We start from the raw sequence: 26,652 nt of genomic DNA on the forward strand, positions 1-26,652 counted from the left end.
CATAGAACGTTCGATCATTGGTGAGCAACATGTGGTGGAATAAGAAAAAGTCGCGGACTGAACTGCGGGCATCCTCCGGGGCGAAACCTGCTGCCTCTCCCATGATCATGTTCCTTGAGCCTCGAATGCTGTTCGACGGTGCGGTTGCTGCGACCGTGGCCGATGCGGCCCAGGCAGATACTCAGGCGGCAACCGATGCGGCTGCCGCGAAGACGACCGATCAGGTCAGCACCGAGAGTTCAAACGAAACTCATGCCAGCGCGACGTCTGACGTGACCACCACATCCACTGCCGTCACGGGGCAGACCGTGGTGTTTGTCGATTCTCGGGTCAAGGACTCGGCCAGCCTGTTGGCTGATGTTGCTCCTGGCACTCAAGTGGTCGAGCTGGATGCGACCAAGGACGGCCTGCAGCAGATTGCAGATTATCTGGAAGCCCATCAGGGTGTGAGTTCGGTGCAGATCATTGCCCACGGTAACTCGGGCGACCTCTGGCTGGGCAACAGCTACCTGTCGGCTGACAACATTGCCGAACGCAGTGCCTTGCTGGCCGAGATCGGCAATGACATGGCCGTTGGCGGCGATATTCTGATTTACGCCTGTAACACCGCCGCCGGCGAGCAGGGCCTGAGCTTCATCGACTCTCTGGCCGAGTTGACCGGGCGCGATATCGCGGCATCGACCAACCGTACCGGTGTGGGCGGTGACTGGGATCTGGAAATCGCCACTGGCAGCATCGAAAGTGTCAGCGCTCTGTCTCAGCAGGCCATGGATGCCTACCAGTGGGGACTGGCGACCTACACGGTGACGTCCACCAGCAGCGCAGGGCTGGGATCTTTGCGCGAGGCACTGACCAGTGCTCAGAACGGCGATATCGTCACTTTCAGCAATAGCATGACGGTATTGCTGACCAGCCAGTTGCAGGTCACCAAGAACATTACCATCGATGGCGACCTCAACAATGACGGTGTTGCCGATGTCACGCTGGATGGCCAGTACCGCACCAGTGTCATCAGTGTCAGCTCGGGGGTGACGGCCACGTTTGACGGCCTGGTGATCACCCGCGGTCTGATTGCAGGCAGTGGTGGCAATGGTGGCACTGGTGGCCTTTCTGGCTCTGGTGGTTTTTCAGCCTCCGACTCGATGGGGGCCGGTATTTCCAATGCCGGTAACCTGACATTGCTCAACGTCACCGTGACCTCGAACGCTGCTTCCGGTGGTGGTGGCGGCGGTGGTGCAAGCGGTGGTTACTACGGCGGTGGTGGCGGTGGCGGTGGCGGTATCGGTGGCCAGAATGGCGGTAATGCAGGTCGTGTCGGTGTACAGGGTGCGCCCTATAGCGGGACATCGCCTTCTGCCAACACCGGTGGTAATGGGGGAGCTTTCAGTACCGTCTATTTCGGTGGTCGCGGTGGCAGTTCTACGGGGGGAGCAGGTGGTGTCGGTAGTACCTTTGGCTACAGCAATGGTGGCAGCGGCGGCACCGCGAGTAACGGTACGATCTCCATTGGCGGTGGCGGGGGTGGTTCTGGCTGGAACATTCGTGGTGGCGATGGTGGCGCAGCCGTAGGGGGGATCTACAATGCCTCTACGGGCGTTCTGACCATTGTGGGAACGACGTCCATCACCAATAACCTCGGCGCCGGTGGTGGCGGTGGTGGTGGCTCTGCGTCAGGTGGTGGCGATGGCGGTCAGGGTGTGGGCGGTATCTGGAGCAAGGGTACGGTCCTGATCACAGCCGCCAACTATGCACTGATGACAGGCAACGTCGGTGCCAGTGGTGCAGGTGGCCAGGCGCTAAACGGTGGCACCACCGGATCCTCGCCAACGTCGGTCAACCTCATCTATAACGAGGGCGGAACGCTCAATACCAGCTTCAGTTCAGACACTACGGCCCCTACTGTTTCCAGCATCGTGATTGCCAACCCTGCTTTGAGTGCGGGCAGCACCACCACGGTGACCATCACGTTCAGTGAAGTGGTCTTTGGTCTGGATATTTCCGAAATCGTTGTGCCCAATGGCACGCTGACCAACCTCGTGACGACCAACAACATCACCTGGACGGCCACGCTGACGGCGGGGAGTAATACTACCGACTCCAGCAATGCGATTACCCTGTCTGGCACGGCCGTGCGGGACTCCTCGGGTAATATCGGAGCCGGCACAGCAATGTCCAACAACTATACGGTTACGGATACCGTTCCGCCGACAGCGACGATCGTCGTGGCGGATACGGCCCTGGCTATTGGCGAAACATCGCAGGTGACGATCACGTTCAGCGAAGCGGTGACCGGTTTCACCAATGCCGATCTGACAGTCGCCAATGGCAACTTGAGCGCGGTTTCCAGCAGTGATGGCGGTACGACCTGGACGGCGACCCTTACACCGACAACCAACCTGAGCAGTACCACCAACCAGATCACGCTCAACAATACGGGTGTGATGGATCTGTTCGGTAATGCGGGTGTGGGTACGACCAACTCCAATAACTATGCGATCGACACGCTGCGTCCAACGGCGACCATCGTGGTGTCGGACTCTGTCTTGTCCATCGGTGAAACCTCCCCGGTCACCATTACGTTCAGCGAGGCGGTGACCGGTTTCAGCAACGCCAGCCTGACGATTGTCAATGGCACCCTGACGACTCTGACCACGACCAATAACATTGTCTGGACGGGCACTTTCACGCCAACCAACAACATCAGCGATACCACTAATGTGATTACGCTGAATAACACAAGCGTTACCGATTCGGCAGGCAATGCTGGCACCGGTACGACAATCTCCAACAACTATGCGATCGACACGCAACGTCCGACAGCGACGATACTGGTTTCGGACGCTAGCCTTGTGGCGGGTGAAACCGCGTCGGTGACCATCACGTTCAGCGAAGCGGTGAACGGTTTCAGCAATGCCGACCTGACGGTCCCCAATGGTACCTTGAGTACAGTCAGCAGCAGTGATGGCGGTGTTACCTGGACGGCTACCTACACGCCGAGCGCCAATGTTTTCGATACGACCAATATCATTAGTCTGGTCAACTCCGGTGTAACCGATCTGGTAGGCAACCAGGGAAGTGGCACGACCAACTCGGGCAATTTCACCATCAATACCGTGCGCCCGACTGCAACCATCGTGGTGGCGGACAACACCCTGTCCATCGGTGAAACCTCCTTGGTCACCATTACGTTCAGCGAAGCGGTGACCAGTTTCACCAATGCAGACCTGACTGTGGAAAATGGTACCTTGGGCCTGGTCAGCAGCAACGATGGTGGTGTCACCTGGACGGCGACTTTCACACCCACCAACGGAATCTCCGACAGTACCAACCTGATTACGCTGGACAATAGCGGACTCGCAAATGCCTCGGGCAACACCGGCAGTGGTTTCACCTCCTCAAACAATTACGTCGTCGACACCTTGCGTCCGACCGCTACGATTGTGGTGAACAATAACGCTCTGGCCATAGGTGAAACTTCGCAGGTGACGATCACGTTCAGCGAAGCAGTGACAGGTTTCACCAATTCCGATCTGGTCGTGGGCAATGGGTCGTTAAGTGCCGTCAGCAGTAGTGATGGTGGTGTCACCTGGACGGCCATGTTGACACCTGTGCTCGGTGTGACCAGTACCAACAGCACGATCACACTGGATAATACCGGCGTGACGGATGCGTCTGGCAATACAGGCAGCGGTACCAGCATATCCAATAGCTATGCTGTCGACACATTGCGCCCGACGTCCACTATCGTCATGTCGGACATTGCCTTGTCTGTGGGCGAGACCTCTTTGGTGACGATCACCTTCAGCGAAGCGGTGACGGACTTTACCAATGCCGACCTGACGGTCCCCAACGGCACCTTGAGTACGGTCAGCAGTAGCGATGGAGGCATCACCTGGACGGCCACCTATACGCCGAGCATCAATGTGGCGAATAGCTCGAACCTGATCAGCCTGAACAACGCAGGTGTGATGGATCAGGCAGGCAACTTCGGAACAGGTACAACCAATTCGGCCAACTTCACCATTGATACCAGGCAGCCGACCGCAACCATCGTCGTTGCGGACAACGCCCTGTCCATTGGTGAAACGTCGCAAGTGACCATCACGTTCAGCGAGGCGGTGACCGGTTTCACCAACGCCGATCTGACGGTTGCCAATGGCACCTTGAGTGCAGTCAGCAGCAGTGATGGCGGTATTACCTGGACCGCGACCTTCACGCCGACTCAAGGCATCAGCGACAGCAGTAACCTGATTATTCTGGACAACACCGGCTTCACGAATGTTTCAGGCAACTCGGGCAGTGGTACGACCGCTTCGAACAACTACGCTATCGACACCCAACGGCCAACCGCTAGCATTGTGCTCTCGGACAGTATTCTGGGCATTGGCGAAACGTCACAGGTCACCATTACCTTCAGCGAAGCGGTGACCGGCTTCACCAATGCCGACCTGACAGTGAGCAATGGCTCGTTGAGTACCGTCAGCAGCAGTGATGGCGGTGTTACCTGGAATGCAACGTTCACGCCTACCGCAGGAGTGTCCGACACCAGTAACCTCATCACCCTGGACAACTCGGGTGTCATCGATGCTGCCGGTAATGCCGGAAGTGGTGTCAGCACTTCAGGCAATTACGTCATTGACTCCACACGTCCGACATCGAGCATTGCGATTGCCAACCCGAATCTGGGCATCGGTCAGACCACACAGGTGACCTTCACCTTCAGTGAAGCGGTGACCAACTTCGATCTGTCGGACATCAGCGTGGCCAATGGCAACTTGTCCAACCTGATCACCAGCGATGGTGGCCAGACCTGGACAGCGACCCTGACGCCGACGGCCAACATCAATGACCCGAGCAATTTCATTGTTCTGGACAGCAGCAACGTAACGGACCTGGCCGGGAATGCGGGCACCGGTGTGACTAACTCACCCAATTACGCCATCGACGGGACACGTCCGGCCTTGTCGAGCATCGTGCTGGCCAACCCGAACCTGAGCGCCGGGCAGACCACGCCGGTGACGTTCACTTTCAGCGAAGCGGTGACCAATTTCGACCTGTCGGACATCAGTGTGCCCAACGGTACGTTGTCCAATCTGGTGACCAGTGATGGTGGCCAGACCTGGACCGCCACCCTGACGCCCAATGCCAACGTCAGCGATCCAAGCAACTTCATCACGCTCGACAGCAGCACGGTGACGGACCTGGCTGGCAACACAGGCGTAGGTATCGTCAATTCCGCCAATTATGCGGTTTCGACGCTTTCCCAGCAGGGCGGGGACCCGCAGTTCCGGATTGCCGACGCGCCTCCGCCGATCAGCCAGCCGAACCTGCCCTTGCAGCCTCAGTTGTTTGGCCCGCCGACAGGTAATCTGGGCTCGCCGCTGAATTTCGCTCCGCTCTTCGAGCAACGGACCACAGGTGGCGACCTGCCTGCCGTGGGCAATATCTTCATCAATAACGGTGCGTTGGCGCCTAGTTTCATTGCCCAGGTCTTCACCTCAGAAAGCCTGAGCGGTGTCGGTTCCGGCGCAGGTTTCCTGGGCTTCGGAAACGGTGACAGTGGCGTGTTCGGCAGCAGTACATTCTCGACGCTGTTCAGTCGCGATTCGGCTACGGACGCTGCGGCGACAGGTACATCCGCCAGTGGCAGCAGCCGTGGGTTGAGTGATTCTCCGCAAGGGATTCGCGGAGGTTTCGGCGCATTGACGCTGGATCAGCAGCTGCAACTGCTCAAGGACGGCGAGCAAAAACAACTGCATGAACTAGCATGGGCTTTGGGGAAAGCCGGTATCAGTGAAGTTCAGGCCTGAAGCACGGTTTGAATCATGCGCCGGTCAATACCGGCGCTTATAAAAAAGAATGGGTAGTCAGGGGCGGTCGTAGGATGAAAAGAAGTCAGAAGTTGTTCAGCGTCAGCCTGCTGGCGTTGGTAATCAGTGGTTGTGCTGTCACCAGCAAGCCCATCGACCGCAGTGTCAGTGAGCAACGCGCCAAAAGCGATTTACAACAGATGTATAAGGACCAGGAGCCTCTTAATGGTCCCTTGACCTTGCATCAGGCCATGGCCCGCGCAGTCAAATACAACCTTGAAGCACGCCTGAAGATCATGGAAGAGGCCCTGGCCAAGCGTCAGCTGGACCTTGCCAGCTTCGACATGCTGCCGCGCATGGCGCTGTCGGCAGGCTATGCCGGACGCAGCAATATCAGTGCTTCCAGCAGTGAAAGCGTCGAGACAGGCACCCAGTCTCTGGAACCGTCGACTTCTCAGGATCGCAGCCGTCGCGTTGCCGACCTCACCATGGTCTGGAACGTCCTCGACTTCGGCGTCAGCTACATCAGCGCCAAGCAGCAGGGCGATCAGCGTCTGATCGTTCAGGAACGTCGCCGCAAGGTGGTCAATACCATCGTTCAGGACGTTCGTTCGGCTTACTGGCGTGCTGTGGCGGCCGAGCGTCTGCTCAAGCAGATCGACAGCCTGATGGCCCGTGTCGAACAAGCCCAGAGCAATAGCCGGCAGATGAGTGCACAGCGTGTCGGTGACCCGGTACAGGCGCTGAGCTATCAGCGTTCCCTGATCCAGGCGACCCGTCAGCTTGAAGAGCAGCGCAAGGCCTTGTCCCTGGCCAAGACCGAACTGGCAACCCTGATCAACCTGCCACTGGGCAGTGAACTGACCCTGGCGACCCCGGACGACTACTCGATTCCGGAACTCAAGGTCGACATGAGCACCCTGGAGCATGAAGCGCTGACCAGCCGTCCGGAACTGCGCGAGCAGGATTACCAGACCCGCATCAGCTCTGCCGAAACCCGCAAGGCCATGCTGCGCATGCTGCCAGGTCTGGAGTTCTCGGCCGGTGGTCATTACGACAGCAACTCCTTCCTGGTCAACGACAAATGGGCTGACATGGGTGTCAAGGTCACCTGGAACCTGTTCAACGTTGTTTCTGCTCCGGCAGCCATCGACGTGGCCAAGGCGGGTGAAGAAGTCGCTGCGGCGCGTCGTCAGGCCATGTCCATTGCGGTACTGGCACAGCTCTATGTGGCCAACGCCAACTACCGTGAAGCCCTGCGCCAGTTCAAGACCAGCCAGCAGCTGTCGAACATCGACGGTGAAATCGTCGGTCAACTGCGCAATCGCTACAAGGCGGCAGGCATTGGCGAACTGGACCTGATCCAGGGCGAACTCAATACCCTGCAAGCCGACCTGCGTCGTGATCTGGCCTATGCCGACCTGCGTAACGCCTATGGGCAGATCTTCGCCAGTGCCGGTCTCGACCCATTGCCGGAGCAACTGCCTTCGACCGATGTGCAGGTGATTGCTGGAGCCTTGGCTTCCCGTGAGAACCAATGGTCGGCGGGTAATATCGTTCAACCTGTGAAGGCTGCCGAAGCGCCAGCCAAGTAATCGCAGCGACGGCGCACCAGTCGTGCAAAACGATTGCCGGAGCCTTCCGGTCTTTGCCCGCCTGCCTGTAACAGCGGATCTTTCGCTGCTGTTACAGGCTCTGGCGTGTATTGGCGATGCCGCCTGGACCGCGCATTTCAATGCCGGTTACTACGAAGGGCAATGGTCGGGCGTTGCGTTGATATCCGCAGCCGATGCCTTGACCGAACTCTCGCCCGGCACCGGGCACCCTATCCAGCGCGATCCATGGCGCACCGACGAGCGTTGGGCGAGAGCCCTGCGTGACCTTCCCCTGGACATTCGCTGTGCGCGCTTGCTGCGTCTCGGCCCCGGCAGCCGTATTCATGAACACCGCGACTACGATCTGGACGGTCTCGAGGCAGACCGACGTCTGCATATTCCTTTGCTTAGTTCGCCGGACGTGGACTTCATGCTCGACGGGCAACGTATCCCGATGAGTGCGGGCGAATGCTGGTTTCTTGACCTGTCCCGGCCTCACAGTGTCGATAACTGGGGACAAGACGAACGAATTCATCTGGTGCTCGACTGCCGACCGACTGCCTGGCTGGAGCAGCAGATCGAAGCCGGCCTGCCGACAACGCCGCCCGCAGGTCTGGGGCGTGCCGCTGTGGCTTTTGCGAAATTTCGTGCCTTGCTGGAACGCGAACCCCGCCTGTGTCGCCTCTTGCAGGCTGAGCAGGATAGCGAAGCCTTCATCGCTCAAACGCTGGCGCTGGGCGCCGAACATGGCCTGACGTTTGGCCGTGAAGACGTTCGCGCCGCCATGCGTCTGGGCCGCAATCAATGGAACCGGCAATGGACAGCCTGAAAGACTGGCTGCCTATCCGCATCTGGCAGGACGCCGAAGAGTGGCGTGTTGACTGGTGCTGGTTTGGCGACCGCAAACTCGACCAGCCGTTTTTTCGCGATGCCGTGGAGGATGCACTACGGCTGCCGTTCAATCAGGCCTTTCGTCGTGAAACACCGCTGGCGGTGCTGTGCGAATGGCAGATGCCTTCGGTCAAGCCAGCCGCGTTCGTTTACCACGCCTCACGTTGCGGCTCGACCCTGATCGGCCAGATGTTGGCGCAGCTTGACGAAATGATCGTGCTCTCCGAGCCGCCTCCACTGGATGCCTTGCTGCGTGGCGCGCTTGAGCCTGCTGTCCGCTGTGCCGCCTTGCGAGGTCTGCTTGCTGCCTACGGTCAGTCTCGACTCGGCAGTGAGCAATCGCTGGTGGTCAAGCTGGACGCATGGAGCATCGGTGAGTTGCCATTGTTGCACGAGTGCTTCCCCGACGTCCCGTGGATGTTCGTGTATCGCGATCCACTGGAGATCGCCGTCTCCCATATGCGCCGGGCGGGCATACACATGGTGCCGGGGATCATCGGGCCTTGTGCTCTGGACGGGAACAGCCCTGGCGACTCTCGTGAAGACTACATCGCCCAGCGTCTGGGCCGTGTTCTCGATCTTGGCCTTGAATACTGTCGTGCCTTTGGTGGTTTGCCAGTGAACTACCGGGAATTGCCCGAAGCGATGGATGGGCATCTGGCAGAGTTCTTCGGGCTTGATACGGCGCAACGCAACCAGGCGTTGTCAGCCGCGGGTCGACACGCCAAACAACCGACTCAAGCGTTTGTCGCGGACAGCCAGGACAAGCATCGAGAGGCCAGCGACCTGCTCAGGGATCGGGTCGAGTATTGGGCGCGATCGGCTTATGACGCATTGGAAACAGTTCAAGAGTAGGAGCGAATTCATTCGCGAAGCCTTATCTACTGACTCTTCGATACAACCAGCCTGAGAGGCACTGTCAGCGTACCTCCCCAGTTCGGGTCGTAGGCAGCCCGGATGCCCAGCCTCAGTACCCCTTCGTAGGTGTCATCGGGCAAGGGCAGCAAGTTGTCCGAGCGTTCATAGCTCAGTTTCCAATAGATGTTATGGTCCTGACCTGCGCAGGTACCAATCGCGTGTATTGGCCCTTCCCCGGCGCATTCGCCGCGTTTGAGGGTGCCACGCAGCACCACGGGATGAGGCACTCTCTTGTTTCCGACAAGCAGTGTGGTCAGTCTTGTATAGGTTTCTCCCTCAATCGTTTGAAGCCTTGTCGGTCCCTCTTCCTTGCCATAGGCAATCAGCCCAAGGGAATGCTTCAAGGGGGGGACAGGGATGATTCCTTCAATCTTCGGATGGGTGGAAAGCGTCCATTCTGCGGAGTACTGCACGCTGGGCTTGATAGGTTCTGGAAGGTTGAGGTCGGCGATAGCCTGGCGCGCCGTTGCGCTGTAAGGCTGCTCCCATTTATCAAAGAAACTTCGTAAATCCCTGCCGGTTATCCGGCTGGTATTGAGCACGAACCAGTCGATCTTTTTCTCATCAGAGGAGAAGTCGTTGGCATTTTCGCCACGTGCATAAGCAATCCGGAAGTCCCGGGCCAGTTGTGCATGCCAGTCAGGGAATGAGGTGTAAAGTTGTCCGAGCATCAACAGCGTCCTGTCGGCGGGGTTGTCGGGTACTTCAGGCAGGCCGTCCATGGCCAGAAAGCGTCCGACCGCTTCGGGATCGGAGCTGATATAAGCTCCGAATCGTGAATGGCAACGTTCAAAGTTTGCCGTCTTCTTGCCTGTCAGCATTTGGCAGGCTTCCAGTGAAAACAGGTTGTTACTGATTTCGATAAGGTGGGCCCACTTCCAGGACAGTTGATTCTGATGACCATATTCATGCCAGTCTCCCCAGAAACTGGCTATTCGGTCTCCACCAAAATGTATACCGACCAGTCCATTGTAATAGTGGGACATGCAGCAGATGTTGAAACTGGCCTGATACATGGAGAACACCCGTGTATCGAGCGGTTGTTCGGTTTGCCAGGTTAAACCGTTGAACTGGTCATAGCGGGAGGTAATGATCAGGTGTTCCTGCATCATGGCGTCTATATTTTTATCGGCATGCTCCAGAGCGACCGATGCGGGGAAGGCCATGACGGTGCGGCCATTGAACAGGTAGACCTGACCTGAGGGATCAGGTGCTTTCGCAATGGCAGGCCAGTCGTCGGGAGGGGTGATTCCGTAAAGGTATAACGCCGACTTCTTGTGCTCCGGGGATACGTTGATCGTGACAGTCTTACCCCAACTGTTCCAGTTATTCATGTTCTTGCCCGTGTCGACACAGGCCAGCATCAACAGGCCAGAAACAGTAGCTTTATAGATATAGCTGGAGTTACTGTTCAATATCCTGCCATTGGTTTCAGCCGTTCCATAAGGTTTGTCAAAGTTGGGGAATGTATGGGCTGAGCAGCGTGTCAGCAGGCTGGGGTAGCTCTTTACGTCAAGGGTGATGATGTCACCCTCGGCCAGATAAACATGGGTGGGTATATAGATATTTCTGCGTTGCCAGCCGCCAGTGCGGCGCATTTCATTTTCCTGCTCTTCAAGGACGGGGACGTTATAAACATTGTCTCCGCCTCCATAGATTTCGCCGATACGCAATCTCCACACCAGCAGGTCAGGCAGGACGCCAAGTGTAGAAGAGGCCGTGTCCGCTCTTTTCTCGGCCCTGACCGAAGGCATCAGTGTTTCTTTATCATCATAAATGGCTTCTTCAGTGGCATTGGCAGTAATAGCGAGCAGTGAAATGAATAAGACCCACAGTGATTGAATGCAGCGTTGAATGGTTTTATCGGTGGGGCGAATAGGCAGGCCGTTCATTATTCCGTTCCTTGTTATAAGACTTCCTTGTCACGTTGTAGTTTAGTGTGTCGATCCGGGCGGCAAGCCGTATGTGTATACCGTTTAGGGATACAGGCCAGGCTATATAGGCTTGTCGGGCATACGTGTTCGCGAATGAGTGCTCCCGTTGGCCAACGCTCATTCATTACTCCAGCCGTAATGATTTTGCTCGCTGCTTGATTGATGCTCCCCACCCTTCGCTCCTAAGGTGACCCACGACAGCGAAATCGTGGAGTGATCATGACAACAACAATGAACCCCGACGCGCGCTGGTCGCGTCGTCGCAGTGAGAAACAGCGGCGGCTCGAACAGGTGCGAGCGCTCGCCGATGGTGTGGTGCTGCCCACCGACAGGATCGTCGCGGCGCTGGAAGCCTTGCTGGTTTCCGGGGACCGGGTGGTGCTGGAAGGCAACAACCAGAAACAGGCGGACTTTCTTTCCCGGGCGCTGACCCAGGTCGATCCGGCCAAGGTCCACGATCTGCACATGATCATGCCCAGTGTCGGGCGCGCCGAGCATCTGGATCTTTTCGAGCAGGGCATCGCCCGCAAGCTGGACTTCTCCTTTGCCGGTACACAAAGCCTGCGCATCAGCCAGTTGCTGGAAGACGGGCTGCTGGAAATCGGTGCCATCCACACTTATATCGAACTGTATTCGCGACTGGTGGTGGACCTGATCCCCAACGTGGTGCTGGCCGCCGGTTTCATGGCCGACCGTGCCGGGAATATCTACACCGGTCCGAGTACCGAAGACACTCCGGCCCTGATCGAGCCCGCGGCCTTCAGCGATGGCATCGTCATCGTGCAGGTCAACCAGTTGGTGGATGATGTCAGCGAGTTGCCGCGTGTGGACATCCCGGCTTCCTGGGTCGATTTCGTGGTGGTGGCTGACAAGCCGTTCTATATCGAGCCGCTGTTCACCCGCGATCCGCGCCATATCAAGCCGGTGCATGTGCTCATGGCGATGATGGCAATCCGTGGCATCTACGAGAAACACAACGTCCAGTCGCTGAACCACGGCATTGGTTTCAACACCGCCGCCATCGAACTGATTCTGCCCACCTACGGTGAGTCTCTGGGACTCAAGGGCAAGATCTGTCGCAACTGGACCCTCAATCCACACCCGACCCTGATTCCGGCCATCGAAAGTGGCTGGGTCGAAAGCGTGCATTGCTTCGGCACCGAACTGGGCATGGAGAACTACATTGCTGCCCGGCCTGATGTGTTCTTTACCGGTCGCGATGGCTCGCTGCGTTCCAACCGCCAATTGTGCCAACTGGCCGGGCAGTATGCGGTGGACCTGTTCATCGGTGCGACCCTGCAGGTCGATGGCGACGGGCACTCCTCGACGGTAACGAGAGGGCGGCTGGCCGGGTTCGGGGGCGCGCCGAACATGGGCCATGACCCGCGCGGTCGTCGCCATGGAACGCCGGCCTGGCTCGATATGCGTCAGCAGAGCGGTGATGCGCCGGAGGCTTATCTGGAACGTGGCAAGAAACTGGTGGTGCAGATGGTCGAGACGTTCCAGGAAGGGGGCAAACCCACCTTCGTCGAAACCCTCGATGCCGTGGACGTGGCGAAGAAAAGCGGCATGCCGCTGGCACCGATCATGATCTATGGCGATGACGTCACTCACCTGCTCACTGAAGAAGGCATCGCTTATCTGTACAAGGCGCGCAGCCTGGAAGAGCGTCAGGCCATGATCGCTGCCGTGGCCGGTGTGACGGCCATTGGCCTGCGCCATAACCCCAAAGACACTGCCCGCATGCGCCGTGAAGGCCTGATCGCCTTGCCCGAGGACCTGGGCATTCGTCGCACCGACGCCAGCCGTGAATTGCTGGCAGCCAAGAGCATTGCCGAGCTGGTCCAGTGGTCCGGTGGCCTGTACAACCCGCCTGCGAAATTCAGGAGTTGGTGATGCGTGCATTCAAACTGGATTCGCCGCCTCTCTCTCTGGCCGCACAACTGGCCGACCTGGCTGTGGATGCCTTGATCGACGAGGTCGATCTGTCACCCAAGCCAGCCCTGGTCGATCGACGCGGCAGTGGGGCACACACCGATCTGCACCTGGGCCTGATGCACGCCTCGGCCTTGTCGTTGTGGCCGACGTTCAAGGAAATGGCCGATGCCGCTCTGGCGTTCGGTGAGGTGGGCCAGCCTTTGCGTGAAGCCCTGGGCAGCCTCGGGCGTGCAGGTGAGGCGGACATGCTGCGCACCACGGGTGGCGTGAATACCCATCGCGGCGCGATCTGGGCCTTGGGCCTGTTGGTGGCGGCTGCGGCACTGGAGCCTGAGCACTGCACGCCAGCGGCGCTGTGTCTGCGGGCGGCGCGTCTGGCGTTGATCGAAGATCGGCATGCCATCGCCCAGCCCAGCCATGGCCGTGAAGTCGCCCGGCGCTATGGCGCCATGGGGGCTCGTGAACAGGCGCAACTGGGCTTTCCGGCGGTGACCCGCTTTGGCCTGCCACAACTGCAACACAGTCGCGCTTCGGGCAGTGGCGAGCAGAACGCCCGGCTGGATGCCTTGCTGGCGATCATGACCACGCTGGCGGACACCTGCGTATTGCACCGCTCCGGGATGACCGGTCTTGAAGCCATGCAGCGAGGCGCGCAGCGGGTGCTGGATGCCGGTGGAAGCGCCAGCCTGGCAGGGCGCCGCTATCTTCAGGAGCTGGATCGGCATCTGTTGAGCCTCAATGCCTCTCCCGGCGGCGCAGCCGATCTGCTTGCCGCCTGCCTGTTCATCGATGGCCTAGAGCCTGTACTCGGCCATCCTTCGAGGAGTCTTTGATCATGGAAACCCTGTCTTTTGAATTTCCTGCCGGGCAGCCGCCAGCAGGTCGTGCGCTGGTGGGCTGTGTCGGTTCGGGTGATCTGGAGGTGCTGCTGGAACCGGGCGTGCCGGGCAAGTTGTCGATCCAGGTGGTGACCTCGGTCAATGGGGCATCGGCGCGCTGGCAACACCTGTTCGAGCGCATGTTCGAGGGCCAGACACCGCCAGCCCTGAGCATCGACATTCATGACTTCGGTGCGACACCGGGCGTTGTACGCCTGCGCCTGGAGCAAGGTTTCGAGGAGATCGGCCATGACTGATACCGCCCGGCTGTTGAACCAGCACAGTTTTATCGAACTGGGTGCCCGTCAGCGTGCCCGTGCCCTGCTGGACGCGGGCAGTTTTCGCGAGCTGCTCGATCCGTTTGCCCGTGTCATGTCGCCTTGGCTGGCCCGTCAGGGCGTCGTGCCGCAGGCCGACGATGGTGTGGTGGTCGCCAAAGGGACTCTCGATGGCAAGCCTGTGGTGATCGCGGCCATTGAAGGCGCATTTCAGGGCGGCAGCCTGGGTGAAGTGGGCGGCGCGAAAATGGCCGGTGCGCTGGAGCTGGCCGCCGAGGATAACCGCAAAGGCATCCCGACCGCCGCGATCCTGCTGCTGGAAACCGGTGGCGTGCGCTTGCAGGAAGCCAATCTGGGCCTGGCTGCGATTGCCGAGATTCATGCGGCGATTGTCGATCTGCGCCAGTACCAGCCGGTGATCGGCGTGGTGGCGGGGAGTGTGGGCTGCTTCGGTGGCATGTCCATCGCGGCGGGACTGTGCAGTTATCTGATGGTGACCCAGGAAGCGCGTCTTGGATTGAACGGGCCGCAGGTCATCGAACAGGAAGCGGGTATCGAAGAATACGACTCTCGTGACCGGCCCTTTATCTGGAGCCTCACCGGTGGCGAGCAACGTTTTGCCACTGACATGGTGGACGGTTTTGCCGCTGACGATGTGGCGGACATCCGGCAGCAGGTCAGCGACTGGCTGGGGCAAGGTGTGCCCGCCGAGCACCGCAGCAGCCAATACGACCTGTTCTTGCAGCGACTTTCTCGTCTGGATACCACGCCGCAGATCGACCCGCAGACGGTGCGTCACCTCTATCAAGGAGCCAAGTCATGAGTGATTCTCCACGTGGCCTGAACTGGTTCAACGCCTTGGCTGTCGGGGCAAGGGAAGTGGTGGGCTTGCCCGCCTCGGTAAAAGCGGCGGACGGTACGTTGGGTGAACAGCCAGTACGTTTCCTGGCGGTGGTGACGGATGCGCACAACCGTTTTCCTCGGGCCCGTCAGGGTGAAGTCGGCCTGCTGGAAGGCTGGAGCCTGGCCAGGGCGGTGGACGATGCCATCGAGCTGGACCGGCAGAGTGAACACAAGCGCGCCTTGATTGCCATCGTCGATGTCCCGAGCCAGGCCTATGGCCGACGCGAAGAAGCGCTGGGCATTCATCAGGCGCTGGCCGGTGCCGTGGACAGTTACGCCCGCGCTCGTCTGGCCGGGCATCCGGTGATTGCGTTGCTGGTGGGCAAGGCCATGTCCGGTGCGTTTCTGGCCCATGGTTATCAGGCCAATCGCCTGATTGCCCTGCGTGATCCGGGCGTCATGGTGCATGCCATGGGCAAGGCTTCCGCTGCCCGCGTGACCCTGCGCAGTGTCGAAGAACTGGAAAAACTCGCGGCCAGTATCCCGCCCATGGCGTATGACATCGACAACTACGCCAGCCTTGGCCTGCTGTGGGAAACCCTGACAGTCAGCCAGATCGAACAACCTGTTGTAGAAGACCTTGCACGGGTGCAGAGCGTCTTGAACAGTGCCATCAAGGATGTGCTGGCGACCGGCAATGACTTGAGCAGCCGTCTGGGAGCCAGCCATCGTGCAGCGTCCTCGACAGTCCGTCAGTTGTTGCGGGCCCAGTGGTCATGACGATTCCGCTGGCGGTGCTGCCCCATGACCTGTTGTGGGGCTTGCGCCTGTCCGACCTGGCTGCGGATGCGCCCGACTGGGTGGTTGAAGTGATCAGCCAGGGTCAGCCGGTCGTGGTGCGACGGGCATCGATGCCGGCAGGGCAGGTGGCGGTGGGTGTGCGCGGTCCGCATCGCGAGCAGCGTTATGCCACGACGATGGCGGCTTCTGCCATTGAGCGTCGTGTGCGACCCGAGCAACTGACGCACTCTGGCAGTGTGAACATCAAACAATGGCCTGCGCTGGAAGCCCTGCGCCAGGTCCGGCCAGTGATGGAAGTGCTGGGGCTGGACTGGGGCGTGGCTGGCAGTGCGGGGTTTGAACTGGCCAGCGGTTTTGCCGCGTTGCATCCGGGCAGCGATCTGGATCTGATCCTGCGTACGCCAGACTTTGTGAGCCGCCGCTGGGCTGCTGAATTGGTCGAGGCGCTGGAAAACGCCGTCTGCCGGGTCGATGTCCAGTTGCAACTGGCCGATGGTGCAGTGGCGTTGCGCGAATGGGCCGGGACATCCCGTCAGGTTCTGTTCAAGCGTTCGTCCGGTGCGCGTCTGGTCAGTAATCCATGGCATCAGCCCAGGATGTGCGCATGAGCAGCTTCTGGGTTTTTCCCGGTCAGGGTGCGCAACAGGCTGGCATGTTGCACCAGTTGCCGGATTCGTCCGTGGTGCAAGGCTGCCTGCGTGAGGCCGCCGAGGTTCTGGGTGAGGACGTTCTGGCGCTGGACAGCATGTCTGCGCTGCAATCGACCCGTTCCGTTCAGCTTTGCCTGTTGATCGCCGGAGTGGCCTGTGCCCGCATGTTGCAGCAGCACGGCGGTAGACCCGATTACGTGGCGGGGTTGTCGATCGGTGCCTATCCGGCTGCGGTCATGGCTGGAGCCCTGGCTTTCGAGGATGCGCTTGGGCTGGTAGCTCTGCGCGGAGAACTGATGCAGAACGCCTATCCCGAAGGTTACGGCATGACGGCCATTATCGGGCTGGATCAGGCGAGCATCGAGGCCGCGATTACCCGGATTCACAGCCAGGCAACGCCCGTGTTCCTGGCCAATATCAATGCCGAGAACCAATGCGTCATTGCGGGCAGTCTTCCGGCGATGGAGCAGGTCGGGCTGTTGGCCAGAATCGCGGGTGCTGCGACCGTCAAGCGTCTGGCCGTGAGCGTTCCGTCCCATTGCGCCTTGCTTGAAAAGCCGGCACAAGCATTGGCCGATGCCTTTGCCAGCGTCCGGCTTGAGGTGCCGAAGGTGCGTTACCTCAGCGGCAGCACTGCACGCCCGATCCTGAATGTTGAAAAACTGCGGGATGATCTGGCCTTCAACATGTGCCGGGTCATCGACTGGCGCAGCACGGTGCAGACCGCTTATGAGCGGGGTGTGCGCCTGCAGATCGAATTGCCACCCGGCATTGTCCTGACGGGGCTGGCGCGCAAGGTGTTCGAGCAAGGAACGGCAGTGGCCTTTCAAGGCGCTCGCCTGGACAGTCTGGTCGCGTTGTCGCGTGAGGAGGGAACCCGCCACCCATAGAGACTGAGTGCAGTGCTGCGAAGGACAAAAACAACAACTTCGGCAACGCAATTGAGGAATAACAACAATGATTATCTACGGTGTGGCTTTGCTGGCTATTTGCACCCTCGCGGGGGTGATTCTCGGTGATCTGCTCGGCGTTCTGCTGGGCGTCAAATCCAACGTGGGCGGTGTCGGGATCGCCATGATCCTGTTGATCTGTGCCCGTCTCTGGATGCAGAAGCACGGTGGCATGACCAAGGATTGTGAAATGGGCGTCGGCTTCTGGGGGGCGATGTACATTCCGGTCGTGGTGGCCATGGCGGCCCAGCAGAATGTGGTGACCGCCCTGAAAGGCGGGCCTGTCGCCGTGCTGGCGGCCATCGGCTCGGTGGTGCTGTGTGCCGTCACCATCACGTTGATCAGCCGTACCAACAGAGGTGCACCGCTGCCCAAGGAAGAGCCGGTCGTGATCCCGAATGCAACACCGGCAGGAGGTCGCTGACATGTGGGCAATCATCGAGAAAGGACTTGAACACAACGGCCTGATTACAGCGTTCGCCTTCGTGGGCGTCATCATGTGGATTTCGGTGATCCTGTCCAAAAGGCTGACCTTCGGACGGGTGCATGGCTCGGCCATTGCGATTGTCATCGGCCTGATCCTGGCCTGGGTGGGAGGCACCTTGACCGGCGGGCAGAAAGGCCTGGCCGATCTGGCGCTGTTCTCCGGTATCGGCCTGATGGGCGGCGCGATGCTGCGGGACTTCGCCATTGTCGCCACGGCGTTCGAGGTGCAGGCCACCGAGGCACGCAAGGCCGGGATGATCGGTGCGGTGGCCTTGTTTCTGGGCACCATTCTGCCGTTCATTGTGGGGGCCAGCGTGGCTTGGGTATTCGGCTACCGAGATGCTGTCAGCATGACCACCATCGGCGCGGGCGCGGTCACCTACATTGTTGGCCCAGTGACGGGGGCTGCGCTCGGGGCGACCTCGGATGTGATGGCCTTGTCCATCGCCACCGGTTTGATCAAGGCGATTCTGGTGATGGTCGGCACTCCCATGGCCGCGCGCTGGATGGGGCTGGACAACCCGCGTTCTGCGATGGTGTTCGGCGGGCTGGCCGGGACGGTCAGCGGTGTGACGGCAGGGCTTGCCGCCACGGATCGGCGTCTGGTGCCTTATGGGGCGTTGACGGCCACTTTCCACACCGGACTTGGCTGCCTGCTGGGGCCGTCGTTGCTGTATTTCATTGTTCGCGGGATCGTTGGTTAAGCGGGTACTGCTGCGTGAATGAACTCGCCTGGAGCGGGTTCATTCGCGAGGAGAGGGCTGTCCTGTCGCCAGGGCAGCGAGGGCTTGCAGGGTTTCTTCGACACTGCCGAACACCCGGTCCACTTCCGGCAACGCGGGGCGCTTCAACACCAGCACAGGCACTCGCAACTCACGGGCCACCTCCAGCTTGGGTTCGGTGGCCTGGCTGCCGCTGTTCTTGCTGATCAGTACATCGATCTGCCGTTGCTGGAACAGGGCGCGTTCGTCTTTCAGGTGAAAGGGGCCGCGAGCACCGATCACTTCACAGCGTTCGTTGCCGGGGTAAGGGTCCAGGGCGCGGAGGGTCCAGAACTGGTGTCCGGGGATCTCGTGCAGGTGTTGCAAGGGTTCGCGGCCCAGGGTGAAGAGCGGGCGTTTGAAGGGCTGCAAGGCCGTTGTCAGTTCAGCCCAGTCCGCCACTTCGCGCCAGTCATCGTCCGGGCCTGGCTGCCATGTGGGGCGGCGCAGTGCCCAGCACTCGATACCCGACAGCCCCGTCGCGACGGCCGCATTGCGGCTGATCTGCGCGGCATAGGGGTGTGTAGCATCCAGAAGCAGGTCGACACCCTGTTCACGGATGAATAGAGCCAGACCTTCTGCACCACCGTAACCGCCGACCTTGAGCTGGCAGTTCAGGTCCGTTGGCACGCGGCCTACGCCAGCGAGGCTGTAGATATGCTCCGGCCCCAGGGTTCGGGCAATGGCCAGTGCTTCGGTCACGCCACCGAGCAGCAAAATGCGTTTCATGCGCTGACTCCGGCCCGGCCGACAATGCCGCCCTGGCGATCGATGGCGAAGACTTCCACCTGCACCTGCGCGGGCACCACACTGCGTGCGAAGTCCAGCGCATGCTGGCAGACGGCGTCCCCCAAGGGCACGCCTGCCGCCGAGCACATGGCCAGTGCCTGCTGGCTGGTATTGGCGCTGCGGATGGCGTTTTGCAGTTCAGGGGCTGCGCCCACATCGGCGGCCCATTGCGCCAGTTGCGGCAGGTCGATGCTGGAATGACGGCTGTGCAGGTCCATATGACCGGCGGCCAGTTTGCTGATCTTGCCGAAGCCGCCACACAGGCTCAGCTTATCCACAGGCACCTTGCGCAGGTGCTTGAGCACGGCTCCCACGAAATCGCCCATTTCGATCAGGGCGATTTCCGGCAGGTTGTAGACACGGCGCATGGTGTCCTCGCTGGCGTTGCCGGTGCAGGCGGCGATATGCAGGTAACCATTGGTCCTGGCGACGTCGATGCCTTGATGGATGGACGCGATGTACGCCGCGCAGGAGAACGGCCGGACGATGCCGCTGGTGCCCAGAATCGACAGCCCGCCGAGAATGCCCAGGCGCGGGTTCATGGTTTTCAGCGCCAGGGCTTCACCGCCCTCGACCCCTACCGTGACCTCGAAGCCGCCTGCATAGCCCATCTCCTGTGCCAGCCCCGACAAATGCTCGGTCATCATGCGGCGTGGCACCGGGTTGATCGCAGGCTCACCGACATTCAGGACCAGACCGGGTCGCGTGACCGTCCCGACTCCCGAACCGGCGACAAAACGCACGCCCGGCAGCGGGTCTAGCCGTACGCGGGCAAAGACCAGCGCGCCGTGCGTCACATCTGGATCATCCCCGGCATCCTTGATCGTTGCGGCTTCCGCGCCATCTTCGACAAGTCGGCAGAATTCCAGACGCATCTGCACCTGTTTACCCTTGGGCAGCACGATCTGCACCGCATCGTTGATCTGCCCGCCCAGCAAAAGACGCGCTGCGGCCAGGCTGGTGGCCGTGGCGCAACTGCCGGTGGTCAGGCCGCTGCGCAGGGGGGCAGGTTGTTCGGCGGTCTCTTCGCGCATCAGGGTTTGACCACATCCAGCAACGTGATGGGCAGCGCCTGACGCCAGGTGTCGAACTCGCCAAGGGGTTTGGCGTGGGCCACATGGATACGGGTCAGTTCGCCGCCATGCTGTTCGCGCCAGGCCATCAGCGTGGCTTCGCTTTGCAGGGTCACGGCATTGGCGACCAGTCGACCACCGGAGCGCAGCCGCTTCCAGCAGGCCTCCAGCACGCCGGGGCGCGTCACGCCGCCTCCGATGAAGATGGCATCAGGGGTTTCCAGGCCGTCGAGCGCTTCGGGCGCAGTGCCGCGCACCAGTTGCAGACCGGGCACGCCCAGCGCATCGCGGTTGAACTCGATCAGATGCTGGCGGCCTTCATCGGCTTCGATGGCCAGGGTGCGGCAGGTGGGGTGGGCGCGCATCCACTCGATACCGATGGAGCCACACCCTGCGCCGACATCCCAGAGCAGTGCTCCGGGGACGGGGGCCAGACGCGCCAGGGTCATGGCTCTCACATCGCGCTTGGTGAGCTGGCCGTCATGCTCGAACGCGTCGTCCGGCAAGCCTGCCAGGGTACTCAGGCGCAGTGCATGGGCGTCGGCACGGCAGTCGATGGCCACCAGATTCAGCGCGGCGATTTCCGGGCTGCCCCATTCGCTGGCGAGCCCGTCGATGAGTCGTTCGGTTTCACCGCCCAGATGCTCAAGCACGGTCATGAGGCTCGGGCCGAAGCCCCGCTCACGCAAAAGCCCGGCAATTGCGGCCGGGCTACTGCCATCGTTGCTCAGCACCAGCAGACGTACGCCATGGTGAAACTGAGCGTTCAAGGCGGCCAGGGGGCGGGCGACCACCGAAAGGGTGACGACTTCCTGCAAGGGCCAGCCCAGACGTGCGGCAGCGAGGGAGTAGGACGAAGGTGCAGAAATGACGCGCATCTCTTCGACGGCCACCGCGCGTGCGAGGCTGGCACCGACCCCAAACAGCATCGGGTCGCCGCTGGCCAGTACGCAGACTTCGGCTCCGCGCTGCTCAAGGACAGGGTTCAGGGAAAACGGGCTGGGCCAGGCACGACGTTCTGCGCCAATGCAACGCGGCAGCAAGGCGAGCTGACGAGGGCTGCCAAACACCTGATCGGCGTGCAGCAGCGCATGCCGGGCGTTCTTGCCCAGGCCCTTGTAACCGTCTTCTCCGATTCCCACGACTGTCAGCCACGGCGACATGTACATCCCCTGATCCTAAACTTCCGACAGAGCGTCTTTTCATGCCTGCGGACAAAGCAGGCATAATACCGCGCCCGATAGGCACATGTGCCTATTGAAACGGTAACCGGGTTCCAGAAAGTCCAGATCGGGTGATCCATTGAACGAGCCGAAGTACGCTCGCAAGTCCTCCATAACCATTCGCCCCTCGGCCTGTCCGGGGTTGCTGCGTATCGTCCCGGCGCTGGATGGCGGAATCTGCCGCATCAAGCTGGCCGGTGGCGTGATCGACAGCGTCCAGGCGTTGGCGGTGGCGCAGGCGGCGAGCATCTATGCGCAGGGCGTGATCGAGGCGACCAACCGTTCCAACCTGCAGATTCGCGGGATCGGTGCCGATCATGACGGGCTGATCCAGTCGCTGATGGGCGCGGGTCTTGGCCCGGCCAACCCCGACAGTGACGATGTGCGTAACCTGATGCTCAGCCCCACCTCCGGGCTGGACCCGCACATGCTGTTCGACACCCGGCCATTGGCCGCACAGATTCTGGCGTCGCTGGAGACGCATGCACGCTTCCATGAATTGTCGCCCAAGTTCGCCCTGTCACTGGATGGCGGCGAGGCGCTGGTCATGCTGGAACACCCGCATGACCTGTGGCTGTCGGCGTTGGTTGTGGACGGCGACGTGATGCTGGCCTTTGGATTGGCGGGCTGCCCGGCCCGTGACCGGCCTCTGGCGGCAGTGCCTCTGGCGCATGGGCATGAACTGGTCATTGCTTTGCTGGAACTGTTTCTGGACCTGGCCCGGCCTGATCAGGTTCGCATGCGTCATTTGCTGGCTGAAATACCCGTGGCAGAGCTGCTGAAACAGTTGTCGCCGCGCTTGAGCGTTGCGCTACGGGTTGATCAAAAAGTAACCGGCTGGCAACGTCCGGCAAACGGCGACAATCGTCATGTGGGCATTTATCCACAGGTTCAACCGGGTCTGGTGTCCGTAGGGGGCGTCGTGCCATTGGGGCGTCTGGATTCCACGCTGCTGACGACCGTGGCCCGACTGGCTGCCGACAAGGGCGACGGCACCTTGCGCCTGACCCCTTGGCAAAGCCTGCTGTTGCCGAATGTGGCTATCGACGATGCCCAGGATGTCATGGAGGCCATGCAGAGCGCAGGCCTGATCTGTTCAAGCGAGCAACCCCTGGCCCGCATCGTGGCCTGCACCGGTTCGGCCGGTTGCGGCAAGGGGCTTGCCGATACCAAGGCCGATGCATTGCTGCTGGCCGAGCAATTGCCTTCACGCGAGGCGGCGCACCTGACCGGGTGCGGACGCTCCTGTGCGGCGGCGCATGTTGCGCCCGTGACCTTGCTGGCGGTTTCGCCCGGTCACTACGACCTCTATTTTCGCGATGCAGCACACCCCGGTTTCGGCGTGTTGCGTGCGCGTGACCTCACTATTGAAGCAGTCGGTGCGCAGTTGGCCGCCGACTCACGGAGCTGTTCTGCATGATTGATTACATCCGCGATGGTCAGGAGATTTATCGCAACTCCTTCTCGATCATTCGCGCCGAAGCGCGTCTGGATACCATTCCGGCCGATCTGGAAAAGCTCGCCGTGCGCGTGATTCATGCCTGCGGCATGGTCGAGGTCATCGAAGACCTGCGTTTCTCGCCGGGTGCCGGCACAGCCGGACGCAATGCGCTGGCAGCGGGTGCGCCGATTCTCTGCGATGCGCGCATGGTGTCGGAAGGCATCACACGCTCTCGCTTGCCAGCCAATAACCAGATCATCTGCACCCTGCACGATGAAGGCGTGCCTGAGATGGCCCGTGAGCTGGGCAATACCCGCTCCGCTGTGGCGCTGGAACTGTGGCGTCCACACCTGGAAGGCAGTGTGGTGGTGATCGGCAATGCGCCGACGGCGTTGTTCTATCTGCTGGAAATGCTCGATGCAGGTGCCCCGAAACCAGCCTTGATCCTTGGCTTCCCGGTGGGCTTTGTGGGCGCGGCCGAGTCCAAGGCCATGCTGGCTGCCGACAGCCGCGGCGTGCCTTTTGTCATCATGCAAGGCCGTCGTGGCGGCAGTGCCATGGCGGTGGCCGCCGTCAACGCGCTGGCGACGGAGATCGAATGATGCAGGCTCGTGGTCGATTGATTGGCCTGGGTGTCGGCCCCGGCGACCCGGAACTGATTACCCTCAAGGCGTTGCGCCTGTTGCGCGAGTCACCGGTGGTGGCTTACTTCGTGGCCAAGGGCAAGAAAGGCAATGCGTTCGGTATCATCGAGGGCCATTTGCAGGACGCCCAGACGCTGATGCCACTGGTGTATCCGGTGACCACCGAGGCGCTGCCCGCGCCGCTGTCCTACGAGCAGGTCATCAGCGACTTCTATGACGAAGCCAGCCTCGATGTTGCGGCTCATCTGGATGCCGGGCGCGATGTGGCAGTGATCTGTGAAGGCGATCCGTTCTTCTATGGCTCTTACATGTACCTGCACGATCGTCTGGCCGAGCGTTATGAGGCTCAGGTGATTCCGGGGGTGTGCTCGATGCTCGGTGGCGCCTCCGTGCTGGGCGCGCCGCTGGTATATCGCAACCAGAGCCTGTCGGTCTTGTCCGGTGTGCTGCCCCACGACGAACTCAAGCGCAAGCTGGCCGACGCCGATGCGGCGGTCATCATGAAGCTGGGTCGCAATTTTCCCAAGGTGCGGGATGTGCTGGCAGAACTTGGCATGGACGGGCGCGCGTTGTATGTCGAGCGCGCCACCATGGCCAATCAGAAGATCGTGCCGCTGGATCAGGTCGACCCCATGTCGTCGCCTTACTTCTCGCTGATCATTGTCCCGGGTGAAAGGTGGCAAGGCTGATGGCTCATAACATTCCGGCCATCGTTATCCTGGGTAACGGCAGTCTGGCCACGGCACGACGCATTCAACAGCTTTATCCGGGCTCTCTGATTCATGGCCTTGTTGATCGGGTGCAAGGTGCCGACCTCACATACACCGAGTTTGGCACGACCCTGCGCCAGCTCTATCAACAGAACACGCCGATCATTGCCTTGTGCGCGGCGGGTATCGTGATTCGTACGCTGGCGGCGCTGCTGCTGGAAAAGGGGGCGGAGCCCGCCGTGCTGGCCGTGGCCGAGGATGGCAGCGCTGTCGTGCCGCTGCTCGGCGGTCTGGGTGGGGTCAATGTCATGGCGCGGGAAATAGCGACCGGCCTTGGCATCGCACCGGCCATCACCACCAGTGGTGAGCTGCGTTTCGGCACCTGCCTGCTCAACCCGCCCACCGGCTATACCCTGGGTGATCTGGAACTGGGCAAACGTTTCGTTTCCGACCTGCTGTCCGGCGAGCGTGTCCGTGTCGAAGGCGAGGCACCCTGGCTGGCCCAGGCGCAATTGCTCGAAGACCCACAGGCCTATCTGGCGATTCATGTGGGCTGTGTCGATCGGGAGCCGTCTGCCAACGAGTTGCTGATCTATTCACGCAGCGTGCTGGTTGCAATCAGTGAAGCCGGACCCGAACTGGCCCGCAGCATCCGTGTTGCTTTGGGCGAAGCGAAAGTCGCCGTGCAGTCCCTGGCCTGTCTGGTGGCCGACGATACCCTGATGAGCAATGCACATCTGCATCAGGCCGCTGCCGATCTGGGTGTGCCTGTGCGTTTCCTCAAGGGCGAATCGGCCTGCGACATGGCTACACAGGCCGTACCGCAGTTATTGCCACCCATCCGCGTCAATGAAGGTATGGCCATTGCCGTGGCCCGAGAGCCACTGGATGTTCAGCAGATCGGCCGCGCACGTGGTCGGCTCGCGGTTATCGGTCTGGGCCCCGGGGCTGCCGAGTTCATGGTGCCAGCGGTCAAGGCCGAGCTGGCACGTGCCAATGACGTGCTGGGTTATGAAACCTACGTGCGCATGGCCGGACCGTTCCGTGCCGGCCAGGTGCTGCATTGCACTGACAACCGTGAAGAAATGATGCGAGCCCGTCATGCGTTTGAACTGGCGGCCCAAGGGCGTTCGGTGGTTGTGGTGTCGTCGGGCGATCCGGGCGTGTTTGCCATGGCCGCTGCCGTACTCGAAGCGTTGCATGACTCCAGCAACCCCGAATGGCATGCCGTGGAGCTGGAAATCCTGCCGGGTGTGTCCGCGTCCCTGGCAACCGCTGCGCAGGCGGGGGCGCCGCTGGGGCATGACTTCTGTGTCATGTCGCTGTCGGACAACCTCAAGCCCTGGGATGTGATTGAAAAGCGCCTGGACCTCGCGTCTCAGGCCGACCTGGCGCTGGCGTTCTACAACCCCATCTCTCGTTCTCGCCCCTGGCAACTGGGCAGGGCGCTGGAAATCGTGCGTCAGCACCGAACGCCTGAAACACCCGTCACACTGGGGCGCGATATCGGTCGACCGGGGCAGACCCTGCGCGTGATGACGCTGGGCGAGCTGACCCCTGAGCAGGTGGATATGCGCACCATGGTGCTTGTCGGTTCATCCACGACCTGCACGTTTCCTCGCAATGAAGGCGGAAGCTGGGTGTATACGCCCCGCTGGTATGGAGAGAAACCGGCGACATGATGAAGGGTATGCGTCCGATGTAGGTTTTGATTATGTGAGAAAAGTCCCGACTCTAGCGGAATATAGCCGTGATGGGGTGAGGACTTTTTTCCATGGTTTAGATGCGGTTTTAAATATATTTGTTGTCTTCATGTAGTCCATTTCCTTTCTTTGTTTATGACTTTTTCAAAGTCTTTGTATTTTCAAGGGAAATATATAGGCTGCTGCTTTCATGTCTCGCTGATGTGTTTTTTGGAAAACTCATGAAATCAATATTTGATTGAGTTTTGGATCGCATTTGGTGAGTCGTTGTTTCTTTGAGGTTTCGCTAGTCTTTGTCCTGTCCATGAGGATATGAATATTTAAAGGATTAGACAG

The 26,652-nt window shown here is 60.5% G+C and carries 21 protein-coding genes; 17 read left to right on the forward strand and 4 right to left on the reverse strand.

The window, feature by feature from the left end:
- Positions 1-125 precede the first annotated feature (125 nt).
- From ACIPY9_RS11720 to ACIPY9_RS11735, 4 genes are all read left to right on the forward strand, one after another.
- Entirely contained in the window at positions 126-5,810 is a 5,685-nt protein-coding gene (locus tag ACIPY9_RS11720; RefSeq protein ID WP_400700687.1) for an Ig-like domain-containing protein, read from the forward strand.
- 92 nt (positions 5,811-5,902) lie between these two features.
- Complete coding sequence (locus ACIPY9_RS11725) at positions 5,903-7,405, forward strand: TolC family protein (protein WP_400700987.1); 1,503 nt, start codon at positions 5,903-5,905, stop codon at positions 7,403-7,405.
- Positions 7,406-7,427: 22 nt separating this feature from the next.
- Positions 7,428-8,234: an aspartyl/asparaginyl beta-hydroxylase domain-containing protein gene (locus tag ACIPY9_RS11730; RefSeq protein ID WP_400700689.1), complete on the forward strand. Its 807-nt coding sequence runs from the start codon at positions 7,428-7,430 to the stop codon at positions 8,232-8,234.
- Entirely contained in the window at positions 8,222-9,151 is a 930-nt protein-coding gene (locus tag ACIPY9_RS11735) for a sulfotransferase family protein (protein WP_400700691.1), read from the forward strand. The genes ACIPY9_RS11730 and ACIPY9_RS11735 overlap by 13 nt, the downstream gene beginning before the upstream one ends.
- Positions 9,152-9,177: 26 nt before the next feature.
- Here the strand turns inward: ACIPY9_RS11735 and ACIPY9_RS11740 are convergent, their stop codons facing one another.
- Positions 9,178-11,106, reverse strand: coding sequence for a M60 family metallopeptidase (locus ACIPY9_RS11740; protein ID WP_400700693.1), 1,929 nt, complete (start codon positions 11,104-11,106; stop codon positions 9,178-9,180).
- Between the two features lie 261 nt (positions 11,107-11,367).
- Here ACIPY9_RS11740 and mdcA point away from each other — a divergent pair, with 261 nt between their 5' ends.
- The 9 genes from mdcA to madM all read left to right on the forward strand — a co-directional run bounded on the left by mdcA (position 11,368) and on the right by madM (position 18,676).
- Positions 11,368-13,044 carry a malonate decarboxylase subunit alpha gene (gene mdcA / locus ACIPY9_RS11745; RefSeq protein ID WP_400700695.1) on the forward strand — a complete coding sequence of 559 codons (1,677 nt, stop codon included), beginning with the start codon at positions 11,368-11,370 and terminating at the stop codon, positions 13,042-13,044.
- Positions 13,044-13,919: a triphosphoribosyl-dephospho-CoA synthase gene (locus ACIPY9_RS11750; protein ID WP_400700697.1), complete on the forward strand. Its 876-nt coding sequence runs from the start codon at positions 13,044-13,046 to the stop codon at positions 13,917-13,919. The genes mdcA and ACIPY9_RS11750 overlap by 1 nt, the downstream gene beginning before the upstream one ends.
- A 2-nt stretch (positions 13,920-13,921) precedes the next feature.
- On the forward strand, positions 13,922-14,221 hold the full coding sequence (locus ACIPY9_RS11755) for a malonate decarboxylase subunit delta (RefSeq protein ID WP_400700699.1): 300 nt from the start codon (positions 13,922-13,924) through the stop codon (positions 14,219-14,221).
- Complete coding sequence (locus ACIPY9_RS11760; protein ID WP_400700701.1) at positions 14,214-15,065, forward strand: biotin-independent malonate decarboxylase subunit beta; 852 nt, start codon at positions 14,214-14,216, stop codon at positions 15,063-15,065. The genes ACIPY9_RS11755 and ACIPY9_RS11760 overlap by 8 nt, the downstream gene beginning before the upstream one ends.
- A complete protein-coding gene (mdcE, locus tag ACIPY9_RS11765) occupies positions 15,062-15,865 on the forward strand; it encodes a biotin-independent malonate decarboxylase subunit gamma (protein WP_400700703.1) in 804 nt (267 codons plus the stop codon). The genes ACIPY9_RS11760 and mdcE overlap by 4 nt, the downstream gene beginning before the upstream one ends.
- Positions 15,862-16,494, forward strand: a complete 633-nt coding sequence (locus ACIPY9_RS11770) for a malonate decarboxylase holo-ACP synthase (RefSeq protein ID WP_400700705.1) — start codon at positions 15,862-15,864, stop codon at positions 16,492-16,494. The genes mdcE and ACIPY9_RS11770 overlap by 4 nt, the downstream gene beginning before the upstream one ends.
- A complete protein-coding gene (mdcH, locus tag ACIPY9_RS11775) occupies positions 16,491-17,426 on the forward strand; it encodes a malonate decarboxylase subunit epsilon (protein WP_400700707.1) in 936 nt (311 codons plus the stop codon). The genes ACIPY9_RS11770 and mdcH overlap by 4 nt, the downstream gene beginning before the upstream one ends.
- Before the next feature lie 67 nt (positions 17,427-17,493).
- On the forward strand, positions 17,494-17,910 hold the full coding sequence (gene madL, locus ACIPY9_RS11780) for a malonate transporter subunit MadL (RefSeq protein ID WP_400700709.1): 417 nt from the start codon (positions 17,494-17,496) through the stop codon (positions 17,908-17,910).
- A 1-nt stretch (position 17,911) separates the two neighbouring features.
- Positions 17,912-18,676 (forward strand): malonate transporter subunit MadM, encoded by a 765-nt coding sequence (madM, locus tag ACIPY9_RS11785; RefSeq protein ID WP_400700711.1) that lies wholly within the window; start codon positions 17,912-17,914, stop codon positions 18,674-18,676.
- A 39-nt stretch (positions 18,677-18,715) separates the two neighbouring features.
- Here the strand turns inward: madM and ACIPY9_RS11790 are convergent, their stop codons facing one another.
- From ACIPY9_RS11790 to cbiE, 3 genes are read right to left on the reverse strand one after another with little or no spacing between them, the layout of a single operon-like run.
- The gene (locus ACIPY9_RS11790) at positions 18,716-19,462 is read right to left on the reverse strand and encodes a cobalt-precorrin-6A reductase (RefSeq protein ID WP_400700713.1); all 747 of its coding nucleotides are present in this window, start codon (positions 19,460-19,462) and stop codon (positions 18,716-18,718) included.
- Complete coding sequence (locus ACIPY9_RS11795) at positions 19,459-20,556, reverse strand: cobalt-precorrin-5B (C(1))-methyltransferase (RefSeq protein ID WP_400700715.1); 1,098 nt, start codon at positions 20,554-20,556, stop codon at positions 19,459-19,461. Before ACIPY9_RS11795 ends, ACIPY9_RS11790 begins: the two co-directional genes overlap by 4 nt.
- The gene (gene cbiE, locus ACIPY9_RS11800) at positions 20,556-21,758 is read right to left on the reverse strand and encodes a precorrin-6y C5,15-methyltransferase (decarboxylating) subunit CbiE (RefSeq protein ID WP_400700717.1); all 1,203 of its coding nucleotides are present in this window, start codon (positions 21,756-21,758) and stop codon (positions 20,556-20,558) included. Before cbiE ends, ACIPY9_RS11795 begins: the two co-directional genes overlap by 1 nt.
- 139 nt (positions 21,759-21,897) lie before the next feature.
- Here cbiE and cobG point away from each other — a divergent pair, with 139 nt between their 5' ends.
- Genes cobG through cobJ form a run of 4 tightly spaced genes read left to right on the forward strand, consistent with a single transcriptional unit; the run spans position 21,898 to position 26,295 of the window.
- Positions 21,898-23,238 carry a precorrin-3B synthase gene (gene cobG, locus ACIPY9_RS11805; RefSeq protein ID WP_400700719.1) on the forward strand — a complete coding sequence of 447 codons (1,341 nt, stop codon included), beginning with the start codon at positions 21,898-21,900 and terminating at the stop codon, positions 23,236-23,238.
- On the forward strand, positions 23,235-23,861 hold the full coding sequence (locus ACIPY9_RS11810) for a precorrin-8X methylmutase (RefSeq protein ID WP_221561528.1): 627 nt from the start codon (positions 23,235-23,237) through the stop codon (positions 23,859-23,861). The genes cobG and ACIPY9_RS11810 overlap by 4 nt, the downstream gene beginning before the upstream one ends.
- Positions 23,858-24,592 (forward strand): precorrin-2 C(20)-methyltransferase, encoded by a 735-nt coding sequence (locus ACIPY9_RS11815; protein WP_400700721.1) that lies wholly within the window; start codon positions 23,858-23,860, stop codon positions 24,590-24,592. Before ACIPY9_RS11810 ends, ACIPY9_RS11815 begins: the two co-directional genes overlap by 4 nt.
- Complete coding sequence (gene cobJ / locus ACIPY9_RS11820) at positions 24,592-26,295, forward strand: precorrin-3B C(17)-methyltransferase (RefSeq protein ID WP_400700723.1); 1,704 nt, start codon at positions 24,592-24,594, stop codon at positions 26,293-26,295. Before ACIPY9_RS11815 ends, cobJ begins: the two co-directional genes overlap by 1 nt.
- The last annotated feature ends 357 nt before the right edge of the window (positions 26,296-26,652 follow it).

This window comes from Pseudomonas sp. NPDC089734 (assembly GCF_044748865.1).
Taxonomy (GTDB): domain Bacteria; phylum Pseudomonadota; class Gammaproteobacteria; order Pseudomonadales; family Pseudomonadaceae; genus Aquipseudomonas.